The organism is Actinoallomurus oryzae (assembly GCF_039541955.1).
GTDB lineage: Bacteria > Actinomycetota > Actinomycetes > Streptosporangiales > Streptosporangiaceae > Actinoallomurus > Actinoallomurus oryzae.
The window spans coordinates 130,755-145,510 of the sequence record NZ_BAABHF010000017.1 but is presented as its reverse complement, the minus strand read 5'-3'; the positions used below and the strand labels follow the sequence as shown (position 1 = coordinate 145,510).

The 14,756-nt window shown below is 70.7% G+C and carries 16 protein-coding genes; 12 read left to right on the top strand and 4 right to left on the bottom strand.

Going from position 1 to position 14,756, the window contains the following annotated elements:
• Window positions 1-11: 11 nt before the first annotated feature.
• Window positions 12-287, bottom strand: coding sequence for a DUF6703 family protein (locus ABEA10_RS13535; RefSeq protein WP_329257209.1), 276 nt, complete (start codon window positions 285-287; stop codon window positions 12-14).
• 65 nt (window positions 288-352) lie between these two features.
• Here ABEA10_RS13535 and ABEA10_RS13530 point away from each other — a divergent pair, with 65 nt between their 5' ends.
• Complete coding sequence (locus tag ABEA10_RS13530) at window positions 353-661, top strand: antibiotic biosynthesis monooxygenase family protein (protein WP_345462624.1); 309 nt, start codon at window positions 353-355, stop codon at window positions 659-661.
• A 3-nt stretch (window positions 662-664) separates the two neighbouring features.
• Here the strand turns inward: ABEA10_RS13530 and ABEA10_RS13525 are convergent, their stop codons facing one another.
• The gene (locus ABEA10_RS13525) at window positions 665-952 is read right to left on the bottom strand and encodes a hypothetical protein (protein ID WP_345462621.1); all 288 of its coding nucleotides are present in this window, start codon (window positions 950-952) and stop codon (window positions 665-667) included.
• A 172-nt stretch (window positions 953-1,124) separates the two neighbouring features.
• Here ABEA10_RS13525 and ABEA10_RS13520 point away from each other — a divergent pair, with 172 nt between their 5' ends.
• The 7 genes from ABEA10_RS13520 (at window position 1,125) to ABEA10_RS13490 (ending at window position 6,720) form a co-directional block, all read left to right on the top strand.
• Entirely contained in the window at window positions 1,125-2,330 is a 1,206-nt protein-coding gene (locus ABEA10_RS13520; protein ID WP_345462618.1) for a DUF1906 domain-containing protein, read from the top strand.
• Window positions 2,331-2,473: 143 nt separating this feature from the next.
• A complete protein-coding gene (locus ABEA10_RS13515; RefSeq protein WP_345462615.1) occupies window positions 2,474-3,373 on the top strand; it encodes a GAF domain-containing protein in 900 nt (299 codons plus the stop codon).
• Window positions 3,374-3,381: 8 nt separating this feature from the next.
• Window positions 3,382-3,726: a sensor histidine kinase gene (locus tag ABEA10_RS13510; RefSeq protein WP_345462612.1), complete on the top strand. Its 345-nt coding sequence runs from the start codon at window positions 3,382-3,384 to the stop codon at window positions 3,724-3,726.
• 17 nt (window positions 3,727-3,743) lie between these two features.
• Complete coding sequence (locus ABEA10_RS13505; RefSeq protein ID WP_329257232.1) at window positions 3,744-3,917, top strand: ribbon-helix-helix domain-containing protein; 174 nt, start codon at window positions 3,744-3,746, stop codon at window positions 3,915-3,917.
• A 1-nt stretch (window position 3,918) separates the two neighbouring features.
• The gene (locus ABEA10_RS13500) at window positions 3,919-4,263 is read left to right on the top strand and encodes a VOC family protein (protein ID WP_345462607.1); all 345 of its coding nucleotides are present in this window, start codon (window positions 3,919-3,921) and stop codon (window positions 4,261-4,263) included.
• A 5-nt stretch (window positions 4,264-4,268) separates the two neighbouring features.
• Window positions 4,269-5,126 (top strand): class I SAM-dependent methyltransferase, encoded by an 858-nt coding sequence (locus tag ABEA10_RS13495; protein ID WP_345462604.1) that lies wholly within the window; start codon window positions 4,269-4,271, stop codon window positions 5,124-5,126.
• A gap of 205 nt (window positions 5,127-5,331) precedes the next feature.
• Window positions 5,332-6,720 (top strand): glycine--tRNA ligase, encoded by a 1,389-nt coding sequence (locus ABEA10_RS13490; protein WP_345462601.1) that lies wholly within the window; start codon window positions 5,332-5,334, stop codon window positions 6,718-6,720.
• 27 nt (window positions 6,721-6,747) lie between these two features.
• On the opposite strand, the gene ABEA10_RS13485 is transcribed toward ABEA10_RS13490, so the two are convergent.
• Window positions 6,748-7,755 carry a helix-turn-helix domain-containing protein gene (locus tag ABEA10_RS13485; protein ID WP_345462598.1) on the bottom strand — a complete coding sequence of 336 codons (1,008 nt, stop codon included), beginning with the start codon at window positions 7,753-7,755 and terminating at the stop codon, window positions 6,748-6,750.
• A gap of 110 nt (window positions 7,756-7,865) precedes the next feature.
• Here ABEA10_RS13485 and ABEA10_RS13480 point away from each other — a divergent pair, with 110 nt between their 5' ends.
• Both ABEA10_RS13480 and ABEA10_RS13475 read left to right on the top strand, forming a co-directional pair.
• The gene (locus tag ABEA10_RS13480; protein ID WP_345462595.1) at window positions 7,866-10,889 is read left to right on the top strand and encodes a S8 family peptidase; all 3,024 of its coding nucleotides are present in this window, start codon (window positions 7,866-7,868) and stop codon (window positions 10,887-10,889) included.
• 117 nt (window positions 10,890-11,006) lie between these two features.
• Window positions 11,007-12,302, top strand: coding sequence for an SGNH/GDSL hydrolase family protein (locus ABEA10_RS13475; protein WP_345462592.1), 1,296 nt, complete (start codon window positions 11,007-11,009; stop codon window positions 12,300-12,302).
• 91 nt (window positions 12,303-12,393) lie between these two features.
• Here the strand turns inward: ABEA10_RS13475 and ABEA10_RS13470 are convergent, their stop codons facing one another.
• The gene (locus ABEA10_RS13470; RefSeq protein WP_345462590.1) at window positions 12,394-13,311 is read right to left on the bottom strand and encodes an SDR family oxidoreductase; all 918 of its coding nucleotides are present in this window, start codon (window positions 13,309-13,311) and stop codon (window positions 12,394-12,396) included.
• Window positions 13,312-13,476: 165 nt separating this feature from the next.
• Here ABEA10_RS13470 and ABEA10_RS13465 point away from each other — a divergent pair, with 165 nt between their 5' ends.
• The gene (locus ABEA10_RS13465) at window positions 13,477-14,085 is read left to right on the top strand and encodes a TetR/AcrR family transcriptional regulator (protein ID WP_345462588.1); all 609 of its coding nucleotides are present in this window, start codon (window positions 13,477-13,479) and stop codon (window positions 14,083-14,085) included.
• Window positions 14,086-14,105: 20 nt separating this feature from the next.
• Window positions 14,106-14,732, top strand: a complete 627-nt coding sequence (locus ABEA10_RS13460; protein ID WP_345462586.1) for a hypothetical protein — start codon at window positions 14,106-14,108, stop codon at window positions 14,730-14,732.
• Window positions 14,733-14,756 lie beyond the last annotated feature (24 nt).

The following is a 14,756-nucleotide window of genomic DNA, read 5'->3' as shown; positions in this document are numbered from 1 at the left end:
ACGCCATGTCGTCAGGAGACCAGTTTGGCGATCCCGATGGCGAGCAGGACCAGCGGCACGGCGAACCGGATCACGCGGTGAGCGGCGTTGCGCGTCGGTGAGGCCATGAACAGGAACCAGACGACGAGCGCGAGCAGCATCAGCGCCACCGCGCCGGGCACGCCGGGCAGCGCCAGGCCGGCGATCAGCAGCGCCGGAAGCAGTACCAGCGGCACCCACCGCGGCAGCTGGTGCACATAGACGAGGAAGACGGCGCTCTGCCGGCGGATCGAGGATTTGGACGACACCCCTCCATGGTGTCGTATCCAGGTCACCGGTGTGGGCGCCGCCACGGGTCCGGCATCATGGACGGGTGCTGGCCATCACCCGTTATCGCGTGCCCTCGGCCGAGACCGACCTGTTCGTCCGTACGGCCCGGGGCGTGCTCCAGGCCATCGAGGGCAGTCCGGGTCACCTGTCCGGGCGGCTCGCCCGTGCCGTCGACGACCCCGAGCTGTGGGCGATGGTGACCGACTGGGAGGGCGCGGGCTTCTACCGCCGGGCCCTGGGCGACTACGAGGTACGCCTGGCGCTCATCCCGCTGTCCCGGCTCGCCATCGACGAGGCGGGCGCGTACGAGATCGTCGAGCCGGCCACGCCGGAGGAGCGGCTCGCCGAATAGGCGCTATATCCGTTTGTTCGATCCGGCCCGTCGCTGCCACAGCCCCACCAGCGACAGCACGATGAGCAGGACGATGAAGCCGCCGAGAACGTGGACGTCCTTCTGGCGGTGGATGCCGGTGAAATGGAGGACGGCCAGGGCCGCGAAGACGAGTCCCAGGCCGGTGCCGACCACGGCCTGCACGGTCTCCTGGCGGGGCGCGCGGAGTGGCCGCCGGCCGAGCGAACGCACCTGGGTGATGACGAGGATCACGCCCCACGCCCCCACGATGGCGACCTGCAGGTCATTCATCATCGGCCTCCCCGCCGTTGTGAAGCGGGAGCGTAGCAGCGGCCGAGCCGCGCGCGCCGGGTAAAGAGCCGGGCGAGTCCGCCCGAAAGACCGCACAAGTACGCCGCGCGCTCCCGTCTTCCGTTGCCTCCCATGCCGATCATGGCCGGGACGACGACCACGGGGAGACGCGATGCGACGTGCCGGCCTGCTCGCCTGCCTTCTGGCAGCGCTCGTCCCGACACCCGCGGCCCACGCGGACACGACCGTCGACTACCAGGGCCTGCGGATCAGCGTGCCCGCCGGCTGGCCCGTGTACCGCCTCGGCCCCCGCTCCACCGAGTGCGTGCGCTTCGACCGGCACGCGCTCTACCTCGGACCGGCGGGGACGAACCAGTTCTGCCCGGCGCACGTCGTCGGCCGTACGGAGGCCCTGCACGTCGAACCGCTCACCGAGCAGACGTCCGCGTTCGCCACGGGCATGATCAGCGCCGTCCCGCCCTCGTCCGTGGCCGGAATGCCCGCCGTGACGGTGACCGACACGGCGGCGGGGGAGATCCGCGCGGCCGTCCCCGGCGCCGGGGTGCTGATCACCGGCTCGTACGGCGCCGGACCCGGCGCGGGGGAGCTGCGCCGTCTGATCGCGGGGATCACCCCGGCGGCATCCGGCCCGGGCCCGCTCGCCGGCGCCGCCGGGGAGCGGCGCAGCGGCGACCGCCGCCGGTGGGTGACGGGCGCGGGCTTCGACACCTGCTCGGCGCCGTCGCTGGCCGCGATGCGCGCCTGGCGTGACGACTTCGTCGCGGCCAACATCTACATCGGCGGCCCGGCACGCGCGTGCCCGGACGGGCGGCTGTCCCGCCGCTGGGTCAGGGCCGTACGGGCGATGGGCTGGCGTCTGATACCGACGTACGTCGGCCCGCAGGCGCCGTGCACCTCCTCCCGGCCGCGTTTCTCTCCGTCGACCGCCGCCCTGGCCGGCCAGCTCTCGGCCGTGGACGCGACGCACCGTGCCGCCGCCCTCGGCCTGCCGCCCGGGTCGCCGATCTACATGGACCTGGAGGCGTACGGACGCAGATCCTGGTGCCGGCAGGCGGTGCTGACGTTCGTGGACTCGTGGACCAAGGGCGTGCGGGCACTGGAGTACGTCCCGGGGCTGTACAGCAGTGTGGCGTCGGGCATCCGCGACGTGGCCGAGGCGGACGGCATCAGCCGCCCCGAGGCCGTCTGGTTCGCCCACTGGGACCGCAAACCGAACGTGTGGGGCGACCGGCTCATGCGCGACGAGTGGTGGGCGGACCACCGCCGCATCAAACAGTTCCGCGGCGACCACGTGGAGAAGCACGGCGGTGTGAAGCTCAAGATCGACAGCGACGCGGTGGACGGTTACGTCGGTTAGACCGGTGACTCCTGGTGGCCGCCATGGCCGTACGCGCCCGGCCGGCCGCCGCGCGGGCTCTGTCCGCGGCCGCCTGGCACCCGTAGAGTCGTACTGAGGAGTTATCCGGTATCGCCTGGTCAACTGGGGCAAGCAGTGGATCGATGGCTCTTGTTCCCCCGGGCGGCGGCTGCGGCGCGAAGCACGTGATTCGCCGCCTGCGAGGTCTGTGGAGATCGCTGAACACCGCGGCGCGGGCTCTGCCGGTCGGCTGCGGCGAGGTCCGCCGGCTCGCGGATGAGCGGGGCGCGCTGCAGCATGTCGCGACCTTGGTGGCGCGTGGCGCCTCCCCGTCAGTGATCTTCAAGGCCGCCGCGGGAGAGCTCGGCTCCTTGCTGAACGCCGACTACACCGCGATCAAACGGTACGAGTCGGATCAGACGGAGTCGGTGGTCACGCTGTGGCGTGCTCCCGGCTCACCTGCCGTCAAGGTTCCGTTCGGCGGGCGATGGCCGGTCGGGCACGACGCCGCTTCGGCGGCGGTGTGGCGGAGTCACCGGCCGGTCCAGATGACGAGCGAGTCCTTCGACGACCGGTTCGCCGACTGGCTCCAGGAGCAGCGGATCGGCCGGGTGGTGGTCTGCCCGGTCATCAGTGGCGATCGCCTCTGGGGGACGATGAACGCGCTGTACCTCGGCTCCGAACCGCTGCCCGACGACACCGAGGAGCGCATGGACAGGTTCGTGGAACTGCTGTCCTGCGCGATCACCCAGGCCGAGACCCGCACGGAGCTCGTCGCCTCGCGTGCTCGGCTTGTCACCACGGCCGACGCCACGCGGCGCCGTATCGAGCGCGATCTGCACGACGGGCCACAGCAGCATCTGATCTCACTCTCGCTCCCCTCCGCGAGGCCGAGTCGGAGATTCCGCCCGACCAACGGGAGGCCAGGCGGCACCTGTCCGACACCGCCCGGGACCTGTCCGCCGCGCTCACCGAACTCCAGGAGATCGCCCGGGGCCTGCGCCCGCCGCTGCTGGCGCGCCGGGGCCTCAAGGGCGCGCTGAGAGGGCTGGTGGCCCGGTCTCCCGTGCCGGTCGAACTCCACGTCGACGCGGACGATCGCCTGCCGGAGCAGGTCGAGGTGAGCCTCTACTACATCGTCTCCGAGGCGTTGACGAACGTCTTCAAGCACGCGCACGCGTCCGTCGTGCACATCGATCTCACCGAAGAGGACGCCGAGATCCGCCTCAGCGTGCGCGACGACGGGGTCGGCGGCGCCGACCGGTCCGGCGGCTCGGGCCTGACCGGGATGACGGACCGCGTCGAAGCGCTCGGCGGCACCATGCGCGTCACGAGCCCCACCGGGCAGGGAACGTCGCTGGTCGTCACGATCCCCACGCGAGACCTAGCCCGCTAGTTTGCTAGCATGCGAGCATGGGCGACGAGGACGTCAAGCAGTTCAACGTGTACCTGCCGATCGGGCTGATCAAGCAGGTGAAGCACCAGGCCATCGAGTCGGGCCAGTCCCTTTCGGCGCTGGTCGCCGACGCGCTGCGTGCCTACCTCGCCGACGCCCAGGGGCAGCGACCGTTCGAGGAGGAGAGCTGACATGACGACCGAGGGCATCGAGGCGGTGTTCCTGACCACTCACAACTGGGGGAAGGCGGCGAAGTTCTTCCAGGCGCTGGGGTTCGAGCTGGAGTTCTCGACCGACCACGACTCCGGGCAGCTGCGCAACGGCGACGGCCCGTACGTGTTCATCGCCGAGGTCCCGGAGGACCAGGAGCCCCAGGCGCGGCTCGTCCTGAAGGTGGCCGACGCGGACGCGTTCCGCCGGGATCCGGCCGTCGAGGTGGTCACGCCGTTCGAGGACACCCACTACGGCACCCGGGAGATGACCGTACGCGACCCCGACGGGCGTCTCTGGAGCCTGCAGGCTCCGGCGGGAAGGTGAACGCCGTGGCGGGCGGGGAGGCCGCGGCGCCGGACCACACCGCCGTACGGGTGGCCCTGTGGCGGGCGATGCACGTCCAGGCCGACGCGCCGCCGCACGTGATCGAGGACGAGGTCGGCCTGCGCCTGGTGGACCCCGATGACGGCTGGCGGGACCGCCCGGACATGGACCCGCGGGCCACCGCCGGGTACCGGGCGTCCATCGTGGCCCGTGCGCGGTTCATCGAGGACCTGGTCGCCGAGCAGGCCGGCCGCGGTGTGGGCCAGTACGTGATCCTGGGCGCGGGCCTGGACACCTTCGCCCAGCGCAGGCCGGAGTTCGCCGATCGGCTGCGGATATTCGAGGTCGACCGGCCCGGTCCGCAGGAGTGGAAGCGCCGGCGGCTGGCCGAGCTCGGCCACGGCGTCCCCGAGTGGCTGCGGCTGGTGCCGGTCGACTTCGAGGAGGACGGATCCTGGTGGGGACGGCTGCCCGCGGCCGGCTTCGACCCCGGCCGCCCGGCGGTCGTCGTCTCCACCGGCGTCACGATGTACCTCACCAAGGACGCCAACGCGGCCACATTGCGCCAGATCGCCGGGTTCGCCCCCGGCTCGACGCTCGCCATGACGTTCCTGCTGCCGGCCGGCCTCCTCGACGCCGCCGACCGTACGGGACTCAAGGCGGCGGAAGGCGGCGCGCGGGCCTCCGGCACGCCGTTCGTCAGCTTCTACACGCCGGAGGAGATGCTGGCGGCGGCGCGTGACGCGGGGTTCGCCGCCGTACGGCACGTGGCGGGCGCCTCGCTCGCCGAGCGCTACTTCGCCGGACGGGCCGACGGCCTGCGCCCGGCGAGCGGGGAGGACCTGCTCGTGGCCACGACGTGACGACGGCCGGCCGGTTCCGTGGCCGGGGCCGGTGGTGCGGGATGACACTCCGGTGGCGTCGCGGGGCGTTTCGGGGCGTGGCATCACCGGTGGTGTCCTAAGCTGATCCTGGGCGCCGAGGCCGTCACCGCAGGTCGGTGAGGTCGGGCGCCATACGTCGTATTTCGCGGAAAACCGCCGACCGCCAGCCGGATGGAGATCACTCATGGCCCGTCGTTCCGATGTGATGGAGACCATCGTCAACCTCAGCAAGCGCCGGGGTCTGGTCTTCCCCTCCAGTGAGATCTACGGCGGGTTGCGGGCGTCCTGGGACTACGGGCCGCTCGGCGTCGAGCTGAAGAACAACGTCAAGCGCCAGTGGTGGAAGTCGATGGTGCAGGGCCGCGACGACGTCGTCGGCCTCGACTCCTGCGTGATCCTCGGCCGTGAGGTGTGGGAGGCCAGCGGCCACGTGCGCGAGTTCACCGACCCGCTGACCGAGTGCCAGTCGTGTCACAAACGGCACCGCGCCGACCACCTCGCCGAGGCGTACGAGGCCAAGCACGGCAAGGCCCCGGAGAACGGCCTGGCCGACCTGGTCTGCCCCGACTGCGGCACGCGCGGCGCGTTCACCGAGCCCCGGGAGTTCAGCGGGCTGCTCAAGACCTACCTCGGCCCGGTGCAGGACGAGTCCGGCCTGGCGTACCTCCGGCCCGAGACGGCGCAGGGCATCTTCATCAACTACTCGCTGGTGCAGCAGGCCGCGCGCCGCAAGCCGCCGTTCGGCATCGGGCAGATTGGCAAGTCGTTCCGCAACGAGATCACGCCGGGCAACTTCATCTTCCGCACGCGCGAGTTCGAGCAGATGGAGATGGAGTTCTTCGTCGAGCCGGGCACCGATGAGGAATGGCACCAGTACTGGATCGACACCCGCTTCCAGTGGTACGTCGACCTGGGCATCAACAAGGAGAACCTCCGGCTGTACGAGCACCCGAAGGAGAAGCTCGCCCACTACGCCAAGCGCACCGTGGACGTGGAGTACCGCTTCGACTTCCCGGGCAGCGAGTGGGGCGAGCTGGAGGGCGTCGCGAACCGCACCGACTACGACCTGTCCACCCATGCCAAGCACTCCGGCCAGGACCTGTCCTTCTTCGACCAGGAGAAGAACGAGCGGTACGTCCCGTGGGTGATCGAGCCGGCGGCCGGCGTCGACCGGTGCGTGCTGACGTTCATGATGGACGCCTACAGCGAGGACGAGGCGCCGAACGCCAAGGGCAAGATGGAAAAGCGCGTGGTCATGCGGCTGGACCACCGCCTCGCGCCGGTCAAGGTCGCGGTGCTGCCGCTGTCGCGCAACGCCGACCTGTCGCCGAAGGCGCGCGACCTGGCCGCGCAGCTCCGCCGCAGCTGGAACGTCGAGTTCGACGACGCGGGCGCGATCGGCCGCCGCTATCGCCGCCAGGACGAGATCGGCACGCCGTACTGCGTGACCATCGACTTCGACACGCTCGACGACAACGCCGTGACCGTACGCGAGCGCGACTCGATGGCCCAGGAGCGCATCGGCCTCGACCAGGTGGAGGCCTTCCTCGCCACCCGCCTCCTCGGCTGCTGACCCCCGCCGCTCGGCGTCCGGGCCGGCTCACAGCCAGCCGCGTTTGGCGGCGGTGACACCGGCCTGGAAGCGCGTCCCGGCGTTCAGCGCCTCCATCAAGGTCTGGACACGGCGCTGAGCCGTACGGGGGCTGATGCCCAGCGTTCGCGCGATGGTCAGGTCGGTGTGGCCGGCCATGAGCAGGGTGAGCAGGTGCCGGGTCTCCTCGCTCGGCGTGCCGTCGGCCCCGGCGGCGCCGTTCGCGGTGGACCGGCGGTTCAGTGGCAGTCCCGTCGCCCACAGCGCCTCGAACAGCGCGCTGAAGCCGTCGAGCAGTGAGCACGGGCGCAGGAGGTACGCCGAGTCGACGACGCCGCCGCTGATGGTCTGCGGGAGCAGGGCGGCCGTGTCGTCGATGAGGACCATCTTGAGTGGCAGCGAGGTCACCACGCGGGCGACCTCGCCGTTCGCGAGACATGCCGCGATGTCTCCCTCGAGGCGGCCGGGGATCGCCAGGGCGGCCCGGTCGTACAGGCCCCGCACCGTGACACCCGCCTGGGCGGCCCGCTTGGTCGGGGCGACGTAGCTGTTCGGGTCGCTGACGTACGGCGGAGTGTCGAAGGTCCGTATCTGCCGTACGGCGGCGTCCTGCAACCGCCGGAGGCACGAGGCGACATTGTCGGTCCCCGCGATGACCTCCACGCGGCCCGCCGGGTGGCTCGAGTAGGCCACCCGGTTGAAGAGTCGTTCCAGCTCGCCGACCAGGCGGTGCGCCTCGGAGATCGCGTTCTCGGCGCCCGTCAGCCGGGGCCGGAGGGCGGCCTTCGGCGAGACCGCGCGGAACCTCGCGGGCTCTCCGGCGATCCGCACGATCAGCCCGTCGGCCATGAGCTGGCGCGTGGCGGAATCGACCGCTCCCGCGTCGTGTCCGCTGTGCTCGGACAGGTCGGCGACATCGCCGTCCGGCTTGGTGAGCACCGCGAAGAACACGTCGCTCTGCACCTGGCTCAGGCCGAGTGCCCGCAACGCCGAGACGTCCTGACGTGTTATCGCCATCCGGCGACTTCTGGTCATACGGCTATCTTGCGCCACACTTCCGGCAAATGGGAAGCTCCGGCTCGGCGGCCCGGCGCCCCCCGCGGCCGCGTGTCGAAGGCAAGGTGACCATGAGATCGAACCCCCTCCCATTCACCCGCGGCCTGCGGCTGGCAGTCGTGGCGTCGGTCGTCGCGTCGTGCACCTTCGCGGGTCCGGCCGCCATGGCCGGCGCGCACACGACGCCGGCCCCGCCCGTGCGCTCCGGTGACACCACGGCTCCCAAGCCGTTCAGGTCGCCGTTCGTCCCCGGGCGCTACATCGTCACGCTCGCGACCAAGCCCATCGCCACCTACCAGGGCGGCGTGGCGGGCATCGCCCGGACCAAGCCGGCCAAGGGCGCGAAGCTCAACGCCGCCTCGTCGGCCGCCCGTGCGCTCGGCGACTACCTCGTGCGGCAGCAGAACTCCGCGGCGGACAGCGTGCACGCGCGCGCCGACCGGCACTTCACCGTCGCCCTCAACGGGTTCTCCGCGAAGCTGACCCCGCCGCAGGCCGCGGCCCTCTCCCATCGGGCCGGCGTCACCTCGGTGGTCCCCGACACGATCAACACCATCCAGGACGACAAGCGCTCGACCGACTTCCTCGGCCTTTCGGGCAGGTCCGGGGTGTGGAAGGCGGTCGGCGGCGCCAAGAAGGCGGGCAAGGGCATCGTCATCGGCGACATCGACACCGGGATCTGGCCGGAGTCCGCGTCGTTCACCGCCCCCGCCCTCGGCAAGAAGCCGTCTGCGAACGCGCCGTACCGCGCCTACCGCGACGGGTCAACGATCATCCAGCACAAGGCCGACGGCTCGACCTTCACCGGGACCTGCCAGACCGGTGAGCAGTTCACCGCCGACGCGTGCAACACCAAGCTCATCAGCGCGCGCTACTTCGACGCCGGCTTCCTGTCGGCGGTCGGCGGCCCATCGGGGCTGAGCGACTACCAGTCGCCGCGTGACGGCGAGGGCCACGGCACCCACACGGCCTCGACCGCCGCGGGGAACGCGAACGTCGACGCGACGATCCGCGGACACGACTTCGGCAAGATCTCCGGGGTGGCGCCGGGAGCCTCCATCGCCGTCTACAAGGCGCTGTGGACCGGCAAGACCGTCTCGGGCGGCGTCACGTCCGACATCGTGGCCGCCATCGACCAGGCCGTCGCCGACGGAGTGGACGTCATCAACTACTCGGTGGGCGGAGCCTTCGAGTCCGCCGTGAGCTCCCCGGTCCAGCTGGCGTTCCTGTCCGCGGCCTCGGCCGGGATCTTCGTCTCCACCGCGGGCGGCAACAGCGGCCCGTACGCCGGCTCGCTGGACAACACCGCCCCCTGGACCACGACCGTCGCGGCCAGCACGGTCGCGCCGTACCTCGGGACGGTGAAGCTGGGCAACGGCCACGGCTACGCGGGCGTGAGCGTGAGCGTGAACGCGACGGTCGGGCCGAAGCCGCTCGTACGCTCCGGTGACATCGCCGCGAGCGGCGTCGCCACCGCCGACGCCGACCTCTGCCAGGCGGGCACCCTCGACCCGGCGAAGGCGAAGGACAAGATCGTCGTCTGCGACCGCGGCGTCAACGGCCGCGTCGAGAAGTCCGCCGAGGTCAAGCGCGCCGGCGGCGTCGGAATGGTCCTGGTCAACCGCACCGACCTGGACACCGACGCCGACATGCACAGCGTGCCCACCGTGCACCTCAACACGCCGGACGCGACGGCCGTACGCGACTACGCGGCGACCGGCGGGGCGACGGCCACACTCGTGCCGGGCGACACCACCGGGGTGTCCGTCCCGTACCCCCAGGTCGCCGGGTTCTCCTCACGCGGTCCGTCGCTGTCCAACGGCGGCGACCTGCTGAAGCCCGACATCGCGGCGCCGGGTGTGTCGATCCTGGCCGCCGTCGCGCCACCGACCAACTCCGGCGACGACTTCGCCTTCGAGTCCGGAACATCGATGGCGGCCCCGCACATCAGCGGCCTGGCAGCCCTCTACCTGGGCCTGCACCCGACGATGTCGCCGATGGCGATCAAGTCCGCACTGATGACCACGGCCACGCCGACGAAGAACGCCGACGGGAGTTCCAGCGACGACGTGTTCGCCCAGGGCGCGGGCGAGGTGACCCCCAAGTCGATGCTCGAGCCCGGGCTCGTGTACGACTCCTCCGACAACGACTGGCTCGGCTACCTGACCGGCCGCGGCGTTGACACCGGCGTGCCGGCCATCGCCACGTCGCAGCTCAACTCGCCGTCCATCGCGGCGGGTCACCTGCTCGGCACCGAGACGTTCACCCGGACGCTCACCGCCGTCACCCCGGGCCTCTACCACGCGACGGTCTCGGTCCCCGGCATGGAGGCGAAGGTCAGCCCCAGCATCCTGGACTTCGCCAAGGCCGGTGACACGCACACCTTCACCGTCACGCTCACCCAGACCACCCAGCCGTCCGGGCGGACGACGACGGGATCGCTGACGTGGAGCAAGCAGGGGACCTCGGTGCGCAGCCCGATCGTCGTCACGCCGACCAGCGCGGACGCGCCGAAGGCGGTGTCGGGCAGCGGGACGTCGGGGTCGGCTTCCTTCCAGGTGACGCCGGGCAGCGACAACCTGCCGCTGACGGCGTACGGACTGGTCTCCGGCCCGGCCCAGCGTGGATCGGTGGACGGCAGCGACCCGGCGAACCAGGCCGCGTTCCCCTTCACGGTCACGGACACGACCAAGGCCGTCCAGCTCACCTCCCAGACCGACGACCCGAACGCGGCCGCCGCCGTCATCCTCGTACGGGGCGCCTACGGAGAGGGCGGGCAGATCATCGAGTTCGGCAATCTCGGAAGCCGTTCCCAGATCGTCGAGTCCCAGCTCACACCGGGCCCGTACACCGCGTACGTTGTGGCGCTGAGCAACGCGCCGGGGACCACGTCGACGCCGTTCACCTACCGGACCACGATCATCGACGCCTCCGACGCACACCACACGCTGTCGGTCACGCCCACCCGGGCGAACGCCGCGCGCGGTCAGGAGTTCACCGCCACGGCCCAGTGGACCGACGCCGACGAGGACACCCCCTCGACCGGGTTCGTGGAGTACCTCAACGGTGCCGGCACGGTGATCAGCGTGAACTGACCCGCGACCGACCACCGCGCCATGTGGCCCGCCGGCTCTTCCTCACGAGTCGGTGGGCCACATGCGGCTTTTTGCAATGCTTTACCGATTTCCATGACAAATATACGGTCATAAGTCATGAAATCAATTCGCATGGGGAAACTCGCCGCGGCGATCGGCGTTTTCCTGGCAGCCGCCGGCATCACCGGCTCCAGTGGGTCCGCGAGCGCGGACGGCGCGTCACACGGTGACAAGGGCGCGTGGTTCACCTCGTGGGCGCAGTCGCAGCAAGGCCTGGCGAACACCATGCTGAAGAACCAGTCGGTCCGTATGATCACGCATCTCAGCCAGGGCGGCGACGCGCTGCGGGTGCGGATCCAGAACCAGTTCGGCACCTCTCCGCTCACCGTCGACGCGGTCGCCGTGGCCGTCAGCGGTGACGGCGCCGCCATCGTGGGCGGCAGCCATCCGGCGACGTTCCCGGGTCCGGACCACCGCGCCGCCACCTCGGTGACGATCGCGCCGGGCGGTGAGGCCTGGAGCAATCCGATCCGGATCGGCACGCGACCGCAGGACGACATCGCGGTGAGCATGTACGTGGCCGGCCAGGCGGTGCCGGGCGTGCACGGCTCCGCCCTGCGGGACAACTACGTCACGGCCGCCGGAGCGGGGAACCACGTGGCCGACGCCTCCGGCGCGGCGTACACCCAGAAGGTCACCTCCACCTACCTCGTCAGCGCCGTCGACGTCCGCAACACCCACCTGGCCGGCACGGTCGTGGCCTACGGCAGCTCGGTCGTGGACGGTACGGGCAGCACCAACTGCGGCCCCGGATGCACCGTCACCGGCAACAACCGGCGGTGGGCCGACGACCTCGCCCGCCGTGTCGTCAAGGAGCTGCCCGCCCGCCGGCAGGTCGCCATCGCCAACGCCGGCATCGGCGGCACCACCAGCTCGCCCGAGTGCGTGCACGAGCCCGACGGGGTCAAGGGCCTGGAGGCCGCCGCGCGGCTGGACCGCGACGTGCTCGCGCTCCACGGCGTGACCGCGGTGATCTACTACTACGGCACCAACGACCTGCAGGACGACTGCACCGCGGACCAGATCCTCAGCAGCTACGACACGGTGTTCCAGCGTCTCCGGCAGGCCGGGGTCAAGGTGTACGTGACGCCGATCACGCCCCGGCCCATCTACACCGACCAGATGAACCTTCACCGCTACGCGGTCGACAGCTTCGTGCACAAGTGGAACGACTGCAGCGACCACTGTGACGAGGTTCTCGACTTCGACCAGGTCCTCAAGGACCCGCTGCACCCCAACGCGATCAACCCGTCGTACGACAACGGCGACGGGATCCACGCGAACATCGCCGGTCAGCAGGCCATCGCGGACAGCATCTCGCTGCCACTCCTCGCGCGTTCGGGCGACGGCTGACGGAGGGGGCGCCGGGCCGTCCCGTCGTCACGGCGGAGTCCTCTCGGCACTCCGCCCGGTGACCGGAGGGGACGGCCCGGCGTAGGCCTGGTCAGGGCGTGGGCGCGGGCTGGGTGAAGTAGTCGCCGTTCTGCAGGTCTTCCAGCAGGGTCGGGTGGCTCGGCGACCACCCGAGCAGCGTCCGGGTGTGGGTGCTGGAGACGGGGATGTCGGCGCCGTACACGGTGGCCATGAACGGGCTGTCGAAGTGCGCGGCGGCCTCCTCGGGAGTCAGGGACACGGTGGGCAGGCCGAGGATCTCGCCGATCTTCCCGGCGATGCTCTTGAAGGCGACCGCGGCCTCGCCGGTGCCGTGCAGCACGCTGCCCGCCGGCGCCTTCTCCAGCGCGAGGCGGAAGAGGCCGGCCGCGTCGACGCGGTGGACCGCGGGCCAGCGGTTGGCGCCGTCGCCGATGAACGCGGAGACGCCCGTCTTCCGGGCGGTCGCGATCAGCATCGGGATGAATCCGTAGTCGCGGGGGCCGTGAACCGTGGGCGCGAGCCGGACCACGCAGGCCCTCACTCCCCGCCCGGCGAACCCGAGGCACGCCTGCTCGCCCGGGATCCGGAAGGCCGCGAACGAGTCCGGGTCGGGCGCGTCCTGCTCGGTGCTCACCCGCCCGGCGGGCATGACCAGGGTGCCCGACGTGCTGACGAACGGCTTGCCGGATCCGACCAGGGCCTCGCCGAGCGCGTTGATCGCCGTACGATCGCGTCTGACCAGGTCCTCGGGGTCGGCGAAGTCGCCGCCGAAGGCCATGTGCAGGACGCCCTCGGCCTGGGCCGCGCCGGTCCGCAGGCTGTCGAGGTCTTCCAGTGAGCCGCGGTGCGGCCGGGCCCCGAGCGCCTCCAGCCGGGAGGCGGCGGTGTCGGAGCGAGCCAGGCCGGTGACCGTGTGACCGGCCGCGATGAGCTCGGAGACGACGGTGGGGCCGGTGAGCCCGGAACCGCCGGTGACGAAGACATGCATGACGCTCTCCCTGAGCGGATGATGACAGAGCATAACGACAGAGACTGTCGCTACCTCGGAACGCTACCACGTAACGTCAGAGTCTGTCGCTACGTGCCCTGGGGTCGACGTGCCCAGAGGCGGTCGTAATGACAGCCTCTGTCGATACCGGCCTATACTGGGGAGATGCCGCGCGATGGAGGGCCGGCGCGCCTGCGCCTTCAGCAAGCAGCCCTTGACCTGTACGCCGAACGCGGCTTCGACCGGGTCACGACGGCCGAGATCGCCGCGCGGGCCGGCGTCACCGAGCGCACCTTCTACCGGCATTTCGCCGACAAGCGCGAAGTCCTCTTCGACGGTGAGAAGACCGTGCGCGACGCTCTGGTCGCCGGAGTGGCCGGTGCCCCCGACTCCCTGGCTCCGCTGCCGGCCCTGCTGTGGTCCCTCCGTACGGTGGTGCCCCTGCTGGAGGGCAACCGCCCGTTCTCCGTGCCGAGGCATCGCATCATCGCCGCGACGCCGGCGCTCCGCGAGCGAGAACAGGCGAAGAACGCCGGCATGACCGAGGCCCTGGCGAGCGCGTTGCGCGACCGGGGTGCGTCCGAATCCACCGCCTCACTGGTGGCCCACGTCGGCATGGCCGCCTTCACCCACGCCGCCGCCGTCTGGTTCCTGGACCCTGATCGCGACCTCGACGGGCTCCTCTGTGACGTCTTCCAAGAACTCCACCCCCTCACCGCGCCCCTGGCCGACGCCGGCGCATCTGAGATTCCCGCGAAGGCCGCGTCGATTTAGCTTTCGGATAGGGTCCGGTGGTGACCGATCGCTGGCTCGAAATCGACTGGAAAGCGAATCTCCCCGACAAGCACGCGATTGCGCGTTCCAGGGAACGCCTGAGATTCGAACAGGTCTCGCTCGAACATCCCGCGATCGATGCGATGCTCGCCGAGTTGCGACGGCTGTTCGCGAACGGCGGCGCGCTCTTCGCATCGTTCCGGGCGGTCGACGACGACGAGGTGGCCCAGTGGTTCGCCAGCCATAACCGCCTGGAAGAGTACGGATTCTTCGAGCACTTCCTGACCTCCGAGGCGGTCCGGACCGCGCTGCCGGAACTGGGTGCGCCGCATCGGCTGGACAAGAAGTCCCTGGGTTGCGAATGGCTGCCCGGAAACTCTTTCGCCCTGGACGGGATTCTGGCGGCACTGCTGTACGCCGGCGGCTGCTACGAGAAGTTTCATGGCTCACCCGTCGAGGCCAAGCGCATGGCCGGTGATTTCGTCCACGCCATCATCGAGGACCGCTACGACGAATTCCTGATCCATCACACGGAGCGAGCCTGGGCCGGCTTCTTCGACCGGTACATCCCCGCGAACAACACCTTCGTCATCGTCGACAAGCGGAACGCGCAGATCACCCTCCTCTGCCTCGCCGACGAGGATTAGGAGCGCGCGAGCCCGCCGTCCGGT

Coding starts and splice junctions, on each gene's coding strand:
- ABEA10_RS13465 (WP_345462588.1), top strand. CDS start 13,477: ATGCCGCGCGATGGAGGGCCGGCGCGCCTGCGCCTTCAGCAAGCAGCC.
- ABEA10_RS13490 (WP_345462601.1), top strand. CDS start 5,332: ATGGCCCGTCGTTCCGATGTGATGGAGACCATCGTCAACCTCAGCAAG.
- ABEA10_RS13525 (WP_345462621.1), bottom strand. CDS start 952: ATGAATGACCTGCAGGTCGCCATCGTGGGGGCGTGGGGCGTGATCCTC.
- ABEA10_RS13520 (WP_345462618.1), top strand. CDS start 1,125: ATGCGACGTGCCGGCCTGCTCGCCTGCCTTCTGGCAGCGCTCGTCCCG.
- ABEA10_RS13505 (WP_329257232.1), top strand. CDS start 3,744: ATGGGCGACGAGGACGTCAAGCAGTTCAACGTGTACCTGCCGATCGGG.
- ABEA10_RS13470 (WP_345462590.1), bottom strand. CDS start 13,311: ATGCATGTCTTCGTCACCGGCGGTTCCGGGCTCACCGGCCCCACCGTC.
- ABEA10_RS13485 (WP_345462598.1), bottom strand. CDS start 7,755: ATGGCGATAACACGTCAGGACGTCTCGGCGTTGCGGGCACTCGGCCTG.
- ABEA10_RS13480 (WP_345462595.1), top strand. CDS start 7,866: ATGAGATCGAACCCCCTCCCATTCACCCGCGGCCTGCGGCTGGCAGTC.
- ABEA10_RS13475 (WP_345462592.1), top strand. CDS start 11,007: ATGAAATCAATTCGCATGGGGAAACTCGCCGCGGCGATCGGCGTTTTC.
- ABEA10_RS13515 (WP_345462615.1), top strand. CDS start 2,474: ATGGCTCTTGTTCCCCCGGGCGGCGGCTGCGGCGCGAAGCACGTGATT.
- ABEA10_RS13500 (WP_345462607.1), top strand. CDS start 3,919: ATGACGACCGAGGGCATCGAGGCGGTGTTCCTGACCACTCACAACTGG.